This window comes from Streptomyces spongiae (genome assembly GCF_009377185.1).
Classification (GTDB): Bacteria; Actinomycetota; Actinomycetes; order Streptomycetales; family Streptomycetaceae; genus Streptomyces; species Streptomyces spongiae.
On the sequence record NZ_VJZC01000442.1, the window covers coordinates 1 to 8,418 of the forward strand.

Consider the following 8,418-nt stretch of genomic DNA (forward strand, 5'->3'; position numbering starts at 1 on the left):
CCGACCCCCTTGTGCCCCACCTCCCCGCGCAGACAGTGCGCGTACGCCTCCACGCCCGACTTGGACGCGCAGTACGCACTCATCATGGGCGCCGGGGTGATCGCCGCGAGCGAGGCGACCTGGAGCAGGTAGCCCCGGCTCTCGGTGAGCGCGGGCAGGAAGGCGCGTGCCGTGACCGCCGACCCGATGAGGTTGACCTCGATAACGCGCCGCCAGGCCTCGGGGTCGGAGGCGGCGAAGGGACCGCCGTTCGCGACGCCCGCGTTGGCGACCACGATGTCGATCCTGCCGAAGCGTTCCCCCACCTCCCGTGCGACCCGGGCCATGGCCTCCTGGTCCGTGACGTCGGCGTGCCAGTACGCGCTCTCGCCGTGCAGCCGCTCCGAGACCTGCTTCAGCGCGTCCGGTTCCAGGCCGACGAGGGCGACCTTGACTCCCCGCGCGGAGAGCTTGCGGGCGAGGAGTTCGCCGACGCCCCGAGCGGCACCCGTGATGACCGCGACCCTCCCGGCCAGGCGCGTTCCGCCGCCGCTCATGCCGCTCATGCGTTCGCCTCCTCGCCGGTACTGGTACCGGTACCCGCACCGGTACCAGTAGTGGCACCCGAGACGTACGTCGTGACAAGCTCCCTGATCCGCGAGCACACCAGCTCGGGCGCCTCCACCGGCGTCATGTGCCCGACGCCCGGCAGTTCGGTGAGACCGACGCACTCCGGCAGCGCGGCGGCCATGGCGCGCGACTGGACGGGCGGGGTCAACCGGTCCGCGGTGCCGACCACGACAGCCGTGGGCACCCGCAACTCCCGTATGCCGTGGTCGAGATCGAGCAGATCGAGGACGTGCGCCCAGGTGTAGCGCACCCGCCGAGGACAGGCGTGCACGATCCGCGCGCACGCCTCGACCATCAGCGGCGACGAACCGGGGCCCATCGTCCCGTACTTGAGGATCGCCCTGGCGACCGGCGTAACCGGCCCGAGAGGGAGCCGGGAGCCGAGAATCTTCCGGGTGAGCCAGGTGCGCGGCCGGCCGGCGCGGATCGGGACGACGAGCGACTCGGCGACGAGGTTCGAACTGCCCGTGCTGAGCAGCAGGGCCGCCACCACGTGCTCCCGGAACGCCGCCCGGGCGGAGGCCGCCATGACGGTCATCCCGCCCATGGAGTGACCCGCGACCACGGCCCGCTCACCGGGCGCGAGCGCGGCCTTCAGCACCGCCTCCAGGTCGTCGGCGAGCACGTCCGTGCTGCACGTGGGGGTGGCCGGGCTGCGTCCGTGGCCGCGCTGGTCGTAGACGACCACCCGGTGGTCGGCGGCGAGGTCCCGGATCTGCGCCGCCCAGAAGGCGGTCGAGCAGGTCCAGCCGTGGGCGAGCACCACGGCGGGCCCGTCCTCGGGTCCGTGCACCTCCACGTGCAGCCGGGCGCCGTCGGCGGAGACCGCGGTCAACTCCCGTACGGGGACGGGCGGGGCGTACGGGCCGCTCCTCACGTGCATCAGTCGGGTCATGCTCCGGCCTCCACCTTCGTCGTCGTAGTCGTGGGGGACTTCTCCGTAGCGGACTTCCCCGTGGCGGGCGACGGGGCGACCGACGGGTCCGGGGCGCGCAGCACCTCGTACTCGCCCAGGTTCACTCGGCGCGTGGCGTTGCGGAACTCCGTCGTCGTGCCCGGCCAGATGGTCGTGTTGCGGCCGCTCGCGTCGAGGTACCAGCTGGTGCAGCCACCCGTGCTCCACACGGTGCGCTTCATGCGTTCCTGGACCCTGAGGTTCCAGGCGGTGACGGCGGCCGGGCGGGCGTCGAGGGCGGCACGGCCGCCGAGTACGCCCAACTGCCGTACGAAGTCGACCATGTAGTTCAGCTGGGCCTCGATGATCAGGATCATGCTGGAGTTCCCGAGGCCCGTGTTGGGCCCGATGATCGTCAGCCAGTTGGGGAAGCCGGCGATCGAGGCGCCGCGCAGGGACTGCATGCCGCTCTCGGACCAGGCTTCGGCGAGCGTGCGCCCGTCCGCGCCCACGACCCGGTCCGCGATGGGCATGTCGGTGACGTGGAAGCCGGTGCCGAACACGATGGCGTCGACCTCGGCGCGGGTGCCGTCGGCGGCGACGACGGTGGAGCCGTCGATCTCGGCGAGGCCGGAGGCCACGACGTCGACGTTGGGCCGCGTGAGTGCCGGGTAGTAGGTGTTCGACAGCAGGATGCGCTTGCAACCGATGCGGTAGTCGGGCGTGAGTTTGGCGCGCAGGGCCGGGTCCTTGATGGCGCGGGCCATGTTCCGCTTCGCCATGCGCTCGACCAGGCCGAGCTCGTTCGGGTGCTTGGTGAACGCCTGGACCTGCAGTTCCCGTACGCCCCACAGGAGTCCGCGCCGCGCCTGGGTGGTGAAGGGCAACTGCCGGTGCAGCCACCGCTCGACGCCGCTGATGGCGCGGTCGACGCGGGGCATCACCCAGGGCGGGGTGCGCTGGAAGAGGGTGAGGCGGCCGACCTTCGGCTGGATCTCCGGCACGATCTGGATGGCGGACGCGCCCGTGCCGACCATCGCGACCCGCTTGCCGCGCAGGTCGTAGTCGTGGTCCCAGCGGGCGGAGTGGAAGACCTTGCCGGGGAAGGAGTCGATCCCGGGGATGTCCGGGATCCTGGGGTCGGACAGGGGCCCGGTGGCGGAGACGACGACGTCGGCGGACAGCCGCCCCGCACTGGTCTCGATGTCCCAGCGGAGCCGCTCGCTGTCCCAGGTCATCCGCGTCACCTCGGAGTTGAAGCGGATGTGCGGGCGCAGCCGGAAGACGTCCGTCACGTGCTCGAGGTAGGCGCGGATGTGCTCCTGCCCGGAGAAGGCGCGCGGCCAGTCGGGGTTGGGCGCGAAGGAGAACGAGTACAGATGGGACGGCACGTCACAGGCGCAGCCCGGGTAGCTGTTGTCGCGCCAGGTGCCGCCGACGGAGTCGGAGCGTTCCAGAACGACGAAGTCCGTCACCCCTTCGCGCCGCAGGCGCACGGCGGCGCCCAGCCCGCCGAACCCGGAGCCGACGACGGCCACCCGCACGTGCTCGCGGGGCTCCTGCTCGCGCGGCTCCTGCTGTGGTTCCGGTTCCGCTTCCGGTTCCCGGCCCTGCCCCTGCTCGGCCATCCCGACGCCTCCTTGCCTCGTACCGGCCTCGCCACCGCGCCAGTGAACACTGGCGCAATGGGGAGGGTAGGGCAGGGCCGTACCGATGGGTAGGGGGCGGAACCGACGAAGTTACCAGCGGTACAACATAGGCTTCCGGTCGTGGCTGACGGATCGGGAGAACACGGCGGACGACGCGAGTACCGCATGGAGGAGCTGGCCGAGGAGGCCGGCATCACGGTACGCACCCTGCGCTTCTACCGGGAGCGCAAGCTGATCCCGCCACCCCGCCGCGAGGGCCGCATCGCCTGGTACGACGACACGCACCTGGCCCGTCTGCGCACCATCGCCGCGCTCCTGGACCGCGGCCACACCCTCAGCGGCATAGCCGAACTCGCCGAGGCCTTCGACCACGGCCGCGACGTCGCCGAACTCCTCGGCCTGGGCGCCCCGACCGAGGAGGTACCGGTCCGGCTCTCGCCCGAGGATCTCGCCGACCACTTCGGCGGCCAGGCGACCCCCGAGAACCTCACCGCCGCCCTGGACCTCGGCTACCTCGGCACCGACGGGGGCGAGATCGTGCACATCAGCCGCCGCCTGCTGGAGGTGTCGTCCGCACTGGTCCGCGAGGGCATCCCGCTCTCCGCCGTCCTGGAGACGGGCAAGCGCGTACGCGACCATGCGGACGCCCTCGCGGAACTGTTCACCGAACTGGTCCTCACCCACGCCTCGGAGGAAGACCTCCCCCGCCTGCGCCCGCTGGCTCGGAGCGTGGTGGAGGCGGAGCTGTCACTGGCGCTGGACAGGAAACTGCGCGGGCAGCCTTAGCCGGTCTGGCGACTGGTCCACGCCCTCCGAGAGCCCGATGCATCCATGAATAGCTTGCATTCGATGAAAATTCACTCTACCGAAGCACATTCCGGGAGACAGCACACGGAATCGGGTTCGCGCTCCGAGAGTGAGATCGAAAAGGCCCCGGCGGCTGTGCGACCAGCCCCGGGGTATGGCCGACACTTACGTGGAGCGTCGACGTGCCCAAGCGTAGTCCTAAGCCATCACCATCGGCTTCGACTCTGACCGAACACCCGCGAGCTCTTGGAGCTGTGCGTCTCAGCTACCTGACCGAAGTGACCACCTCACCCGACAGACAGCGCGCCTGCATCCAGCAGTGCACTGAGCAACTGGGCTTCGCCCTGATCGCCGAAGCCGCAGATCTGGGGGTATCCGCACGCAAGATGTCCCCCTTCGAAAGACCTTCACTGTCGCCGTGGCTGCGACGCCCGGACGAATACGACGCCATCGTGTGGTCACACGTGGACCGGGCCGTGCGTTCTGTCGCCCACATGTCCGAGTTGATCGAGTGGAGCCAACAGCATGCGAGGACACTCGTCTTCGGGCTGCCTGAAGAACACCAGCCGCTTGTAGTCACACCGCAGGCGGACGGCGACGCCATTCGACTCTGCATGAATCTGGCCTACGCCGCCGAACAGGAGGCGCGCGCCATTTCCGCCCGTCTCACCAGCGCCCACGAAGCACTGCGCGCGACGGGCCGATACGGCGGTGGCCTTGTGCCGTTCGGGTACAAGAAGGCGCCTCATCCCTCCGGCGCGGGCTGGTGTCTGGCTCCCGACCCCGAGACCGTTGCCGTTGTCCGCGCGATTGTGGACGATGTGCACTCGGGACTGTCCCTGGTCGCCATCGCCCACAAACTCGAAACGGCGGGCGTTCTGGTGCCACGTGACCGCCACGCCCAACTTCAGGGACGTCCCACAGGTGGACGGCGCCACGGACGCGACTTCGAGCGTTTCCGCTGGACAGCTGGCAGTCTGTGCAAAATCCTCCGCACCCCGGCGCTGATGGGCCACCGGGTGCACAAGGGGAAGACGGTCCGCGACCCTGAGGGCGCACCTGTGCTGATTGGCCCTCCGCTGCTCACCGAAGAGGAGTTCCAGGCTCTTCAGGGCGTCCTCAGCACCCGCTCGAACGGCATCCACCCCAAGCGCCGGGAGACGTCGCTGCTGATCAGGGTCGCGCACTGCGCCGGGTGCGGTGGCCGCATGTACTTCGCCGCACGGCAGGCCTATGCGTACGGCGACTACACCTGCCGCGCTACTGCCCGCGGCACAACCTGTCCCGCCCCCGCCACGATCCGCGCCGACTGGCTCGACGACTACACCGTCAGCCGCTACCGCGAGGCGTTCGCCACAGACGGCGAGGTGACTCGGGAACAACTCCTCAGGGACGGAATTCGCGTCACAGTTACCAAGGGGCGGCCGGGCGGCGGACCGGAGAGACTGGCCGGACCCGACACCTCCCGCCTGGCCTTCACGATCGGGTCACGTCCCTGATCTGCCCTACGACACGTGTGGGTGTGCCAGATGCCGGCACACCCCCATGTCGCATGTCACATGTCACATGTCGAAGACGGTCGTCACGGGAGCGTGATCCGACCACCGTTCGTCATAGCTGGCGGCCCGCTCCACGAACGCCTTGACCGCCCTCCCAGCAAGGCCAGGGGTCGCGACGGCGAGGTCAATTCTCCAACCTGAATCGTTCTCGAAAGCCCGCCCCCGGTACGACCACCACGTGTACGGCCCCTCGACGTCCGGATGCAGGGCCCGTACGACATCGACGTACCCGCCGTCGTCCGGGTCGAGAACGCGCCCGAGCCACTCTCGCTCCTCCGGCAGGAACCCGGAGTTCTTCTGGTTCCCGCGCCAGTTCTTCAGGTCGGCCTGCTGGTGGGCGATGTTCCAGTCGCCGCAGACCACGACCTGGCGTCCGTCGGCGGCGGAGCGCTCGCGCAGTGCCTTCAGGTAGGCGAGGAACTCCCCCATGAAGCGCACCTTCTCGTCCTGCCGCTCGGTGCCGACCTCGCCGGAGGGGAGGTAGAGACTGGCGACGGTGACGCCCGGCAGGTCGGCCTCCACGTACCGGCCGCTCGCGTCGAACTCGGCCGAGCCGAAGCCGATCTGGACACGGTCGGGCTCACGGCGGGTGTACAGCGACACCCCGGCCCGGCCCTTCGCGGCGGCGGGCGCGTGCACCACGTGCCAGCCGTCCGGCTCCCGGACCTCCGCCGGCAGCTGCTGGGGCTCGGCGCGCACCTCCTGGAGGCACAGCACGTCCGCTTCGGTCCCCGCGAGCCACTCCACGAAGCCCTTCTTCGCGGCGGCCCGGAGCCCGTTCACATTTACTGAGGTCACAGTGAGCACCCGGGCACGATACCGGGGTGCCACACCTCCCACGCCCGGCCCTCGACCAAGCCCGTACAGAAGTACGATTTGCGGCATGAACCTACGCCGTGTCGCCTTCGACCACCCGGACGCCGTCAAGCTCAACGACCAGGTACAGGCCGAGTACGCCGCCCGGTACGGCGACGACGGCGACGCCACTCCGCTCGACCCGACGGAGTTCGAGCCCCCGCGAGGCGTGTACCTCATCGCCTACGACGAGTCCGACAGCCCCGTGGCGACGGGCGGCTGGCGCACCCAGGACGAGAACGACGAGGGGTACACGGACGGGGACGCCGAGCTCAAGCGGATGTACGTCGTCGAGGAGGTGCGCGGCAGAGGACTGGCCCGCCGCATCCTGGCCGCCCTGGAGGACGACGCGCGTGCGGCGGGCCGTGTCCGTATGGTGCTGGAGACGGGCGCCAAGCAGCCCGAGGCCGTCGCCCTGTACACCTCCAGCGGCTACGAGCCGTGCGCCAAGTTCGGCTACTACCGCTTCCACGAGCTGAGCATGTGCTTCGCGAAGCGGCTGTAGTACGACCTGGGTTACGACCTTGAGGCGCGCCTGGTTCAGCCGGTGGTCGGCACGAGCCGCCACTGCTGGCAGTTGTTGTTCAGCCAGGTCCACTGACGTACGTCGACACCGTTGCCCGTACCGCAGTTGGCGACGTCGGCGACCTTGCCGGTGCTCGCGTTGACGATCCGTACGTAGTCGCCGCCGGTGTAGATCAGGCGGAACTTCTGGCAGTTGTTGTTGAGCCAGGACCACTGGCGGATGTCGGCGCCGTCGGCGGAGGAGCAGTCGGCGACGTCCGCGACCTTGCCGGTGGCCACGTTCACCAGGCGGCTGGTGTCGTCGGCCATGTCCTCGATGCGCCACTTCTGGTTGGCGCCGCCGGTGCACGTCCACTGGAAGATGTTCGTGCCGTCGGCGGTGTTGCCGCCGTCGACGTCCAGGCACTTGCCGCTGTTGCGGTTGACCAGGGTGTACGCGGTCGGGGTCGTGGCGGTCTCGCCGGAGGGGCCGGCCAGCGTCGTCCCCGTGGCGACCGGGGTGCCGAAGTTGGGTGTGCCGTCGGCGTTCCAGGTGAACTTCTGCGCGCGGGTGGTACGGCCGTTGCCGCAGCCACCGTTCGAGGCGCTGTTGCCGTGGTAGACGATCCAGTTCTCGGTGCCGTCGGGCGAGGTGAAGAAGCCGTTGTGGCCGGGCCCGTAGACCCCGGCCGCGTCGTTGCGCTGGAAGACCGGCGTCTGCTTCTTGGTCCAGGAGGCGGCCTTCAGCGGGTCGCTGCCGGTGAGTTCCAGCTGGCCCAGCTTGTAGTCGGGGGTCTGGCAGGAGCTGGCGGAGAAGGTCAGGAAGGTCCGGCCGTCGTGGTAGAGCGGCTCGGGGCCCTCGTTGACCGGGTTTCCGGAGGTCTCCCAGCTCAGCGTGGGGCTGGAGATGATGGTGAAGGTGGAGCTCGCCAGCGTGTACGGGTTGCTCAGGGGCGCGATGACCAGGCTCTGCGTACTGCCGTTGATGAAGCCGCTGCCCACCAGGTACAGCTTGTTGTCGTGCTTCAGCACACTGGCGTCGATGAGCCAGCCGCCGGGGGTGAGGTTGGATCCGGTGAGGCTGTTCTTGTACGTGTACGTCCCCATCGGGTCCGAGCCGGAACTCTCCAGCACGTGCGTGCGCTGGGTGTCGCAGCAGGCGGCGCCGCTCTGTCCGGCCGAGTAGTACAGGTACCACTTGCCGTCGAGGAAGTGGATCTCCGGCGCCCAGATGTTGGCGTTGCGGCCCGCGGTGGTGTCCGACCAGATCTCCACGCTCGGGGCGGTGCTCAGCCCGGCGAGGGTGGGTGACTTCCGCATGAGGAGCTTGTTGGTGAACGTGGTCGTCACCAGGTAGTAGTTGCCGTTGTAGTACTCCAGCCAGGGGTCGGCGCCCTTCTGCGCCTTGACCGGGTTGGTGTACGGCTTGCCGTCGGCCGCGGCGGTGGGCTGCGTGGCGACGAGTGACAGTGACAGCGACGCGAGCAGGGACAGCAGGACTGCCCCGAGGATCGACCAGTGGCGGGGGCGGGTACGGGTG

General features: G+C 69.5%; 8 protein-coding genes. 3 read left to right on the forward strand and 5 right to left on the reverse strand.

The genetic code is table 11. From position 1 onward, the window contains the following. From FNH08_RS37460 to FNH08_RS37470, 3 genes are all read right to left on the reverse strand, one after another. Positions 1 to 536: SDR family NAD(P)-dependent oxidoreductase (locus tag FNH08_RS37460; protein WP_407704532.1), on the reverse strand; the 536-nt coding region annotated here is incomplete at its 3' end. A 5-nt stretch (positions 537 to 541) separates the two neighbouring features. Further along, positions 542 to 1,504, reverse strand: coding sequence for an alpha/beta fold hydrolase (locus FNH08_RS37465; protein WP_152775989.1), 963 nt, complete (start codon positions 1,502 to 1,504; stop codon positions 542 to 544). Next, positions 1,501 to 3,132 (reverse strand): flavin-containing monooxygenase, encoded by a 1,632-nt coding sequence (locus tag FNH08_RS37470; RefSeq protein WP_152775990.1) that lies wholly within the window; start codon positions 3,130 to 3,132, stop codon positions 1,501 to 1,503. The genes FNH08_RS37465 and FNH08_RS37470 overlap by 4 nt, the downstream gene beginning before the upstream one ends. A gap of 186 nt (positions 3,133 to 3,318) precedes the next feature. Here FNH08_RS37470 and FNH08_RS37475 point away from each other — a divergent pair, with 186 nt between their 5' ends. Both FNH08_RS37475 and FNH08_RS37480 read left to right on the forward strand, forming a co-directional pair. Further along, on the forward strand, positions 3,319 to 3,939 hold the full coding sequence (locus FNH08_RS37475) for a MerR family transcriptional regulator (RefSeq protein WP_152775994.1): 621 nt from the start codon (positions 3,319 to 3,321) through the stop codon (positions 3,937 to 3,939). A gap of 275 nt (positions 3,940 to 4,214) precedes the next feature. Further along, positions 4,215 to 5,459 (forward strand): recombinase family protein, encoded by a 1,245-nt coding sequence (locus tag FNH08_RS37480; protein WP_194238746.1) that lies wholly within the window; start codon positions 4,215 to 4,217, stop codon positions 5,457 to 5,459. Positions 5,460 to 5,522: 63 nt separating this feature from the next. Here the strand turns inward: FNH08_RS37480 and FNH08_RS37485 are convergent, their stop codons facing one another. After that, positions 5,523 to 6,326 carry an exodeoxyribonuclease III gene (locus tag FNH08_RS37485; RefSeq protein WP_322726125.1) on the reverse strand — a complete coding sequence of 268 codons (804 nt, stop codon included), beginning with the start codon at positions 6,324 to 6,326 and terminating at the stop codon, positions 5,523 to 5,525. A 76-nt stretch (positions 6,327 to 6,402) separates the two neighbouring features. Between FNH08_RS37485 and FNH08_RS37490 the strand changes: the two genes are divergently transcribed. Continuing rightward, on the forward strand, positions 6,403 to 6,879 hold the full coding sequence (locus FNH08_RS37490) for a GNAT family N-acetyltransferase (RefSeq protein WP_152775993.1): 477 nt from the start codon (positions 6,403 to 6,405) through the stop codon (positions 6,877 to 6,879). A 35-nt stretch (positions 6,880 to 6,914) separates the two neighbouring features. Here the strand turns inward: FNH08_RS37490 and FNH08_RS37495 are convergent. Next, positions 6,915 to 8,418: family 43 glycosylhydrolase (locus tag FNH08_RS37495; RefSeq protein WP_228034590.1), on the reverse strand; the 1,504-nt coding region annotated here is incomplete at its 5' end.

Coding starts and splice junctions, on each gene's coding strand:
- FNH08_RS37465 (WP_152775989.1), bottom strand. CDS start 1,504: ATGACCCGACTGATGCACGTGAGGAGCGGCCCGTACGCCCCGCCCGTC.
- FNH08_RS37470 (WP_152775990.1), bottom strand. CDS start 3,132: ATGGCCGAGCAGGGGCAGGGCCGGGAACCGGAAGCGGAACCGGAACCA.
- FNH08_RS37490 (WP_152775993.1), top strand. CDS start 6,403: ATGAACCTACGCCGTGTCGCCTTCGACCACCCGGACGCCGTCAAGCTC.
- FNH08_RS37475 (WP_152775994.1), top strand. CDS start 3,319: ATGGAGGAGCTGGCCGAGGAGGCCGGCATCACGGTACGCACCCTGCGC.